Origin of the sequence: Vibrio sp. YT-17 (genome assembly GCF_033337375.1) — a bacterium.
GTDB lineage: Bacteria > Pseudomonadota > Gammaproteobacteria > Enterobacterales > Vibrionaceae > Vibrio > Vibrio alginolyticus.
This window is the reverse complement of sequence record NZ_JAWOQP010000071.1, coordinates 1-1,551: the sequence shown is the minus strand read 5'-3', so window position 1 is coordinate 1,551 and position 1,551 is coordinate 1. Positions and strand designations below refer to the sequence as shown.

General features: G+C 46.1%; 1 protein-coding gene and 1 pseudogene. Both read left to right on the top strand.

Translation table 11 applies throughout. From position 1 onward, the window contains the following. Positions 1–1,286 (top strand): branched-chain amino acid transport system II carrier protein (gene brnQ / locus R7F67_RS23895; RefSeq protein WP_318057419.1); only part of this gene is annotated, 1,286 nt, incomplete at its 5' end. Between the two features lie 103 nt (positions 1,287–1,389). Further along, positions 1,390–1,551 (top strand): annotated as a pseudogene (locus R7F67_RS23890) (GGDEF domain-containing protein); the annotation flags it as partial.

Sequence of the window (1,551 nt, the reverse complement as noted above, 5' to 3'; positions counted from 1 at the left end):
CCTTAGGCTTTATGACTTTCGCCATGTATTTGGGCGCCGGTAATCTTATTTTCCCTCCATTTTTGGGTTACCAAGCGGGTGAAAACTTTTTGAGTGGAATGTCTGGATTCCTTTTAACTGGCGTGGGCCTACCTGCTTTAGCACTGGTAATGGTGGCGATCGTTAATGGCTCAGACAAGCTGACCGCTGCGCTACCAAAACCGTTAGCAACCAGTTTTTGGGTGATGGTCTTCATCGTCATCGGGCCAGCATTTGTGATTCCGCGAGCCATTACCGTCGCCTATCAATTTAGCTTCGCCCCAATCTTTGGTGAGGCGGCATTAGTGCCGTTTACGATTGCCTTTTGTGTAGCAACCATTTGGTTTGCGCTTTACCCAGGTAAGTTGGTTGATAACTTAGGCAAAATCCTAACACCGGCGTTAATGGCGATTTTGATCATCATGTCTGTCACTGCCTTGATTTACCCAGCAGGTGAGTTGACACAAGCCAGTGGCCCATACGTGAGTGGTGCGTTTGCAGAAGGTTTGACGCAAGGGTACATGACGATGGATGCGTTAGGCTCAATTGGCTTTGGTTGGAGCATTTTCCGTGCTATTCGCAGCATGGGAGTGGACTGCCCGAAAGCAACGGCGCAATACCCTCTAATTGCAGCCTTAATGTACGCTGTCGCGATGGCGTTTGTTTACATTTCGTTGTCTTACATCGGTTCCACTAGCTCTTACTTAGGTTCAGAGTTTAGCAATGGTGGCGATATTTTAACGGCGTTCACCTTCAACCACTTTGGTGCGTTTGGCTCGGTGTTGTTGGGTGCAGTCATGGTATTGGCCTGTTTGACCACAGCGATTGGCGTAACAACCGCAGGCAGCGAGTTCTATGACAACACCTTTAGCAAAGTGAACTACAAAATCTGTGTCGTCATCACCATGGTACTGTCAGGCTTTATCGCCAACATCGGTTTAGAGCAGCTATTGGCAATCACTTTACCTGCGGTTGTGGCACTTCATCCTGTGGCGATTGCTTTGATGATGATGGCACCCGTTCGCAACAAAATGTCTCAGTTCATGTTGGTGCTTACCGCGTTCACCGCACTAGCATTTGGTTGTGTCGATGCTCTGCACATTTTGGGCTACATGCCAGAAGCCGTAGACCAATGGATGAGCCACAACATGCCTTTGTACAATGAGTTCGCGAGCTGGATTGTACCTAGTGTCATCATGGCAACGATCGGACTTTTGTTCACTAAAAAAGCAGAAGAAATCAAAGAATTCGAGCTGGTCAACGAATAGCCGTTTAACTTAAGACATCATTCTATAATTACGCTAACATACTGGACGTTTATTGATGACGGGCAAAGGAGTTGCCCGAGTAATGGTTCGTTGTGGAGCACATATGGAGAGTCACTATTTAGATATAAGAACCCTCAACTTTATTATCATTTTGTTTTCTTGTATCTATGCTATTAGCCTGCTTTGCTATCAATATACGCAGAGCAAAATTAAAGGATTAAAAACGTTCGCCATTTCTCTGCTGTTTATTGGCTTAGGCCCTTTT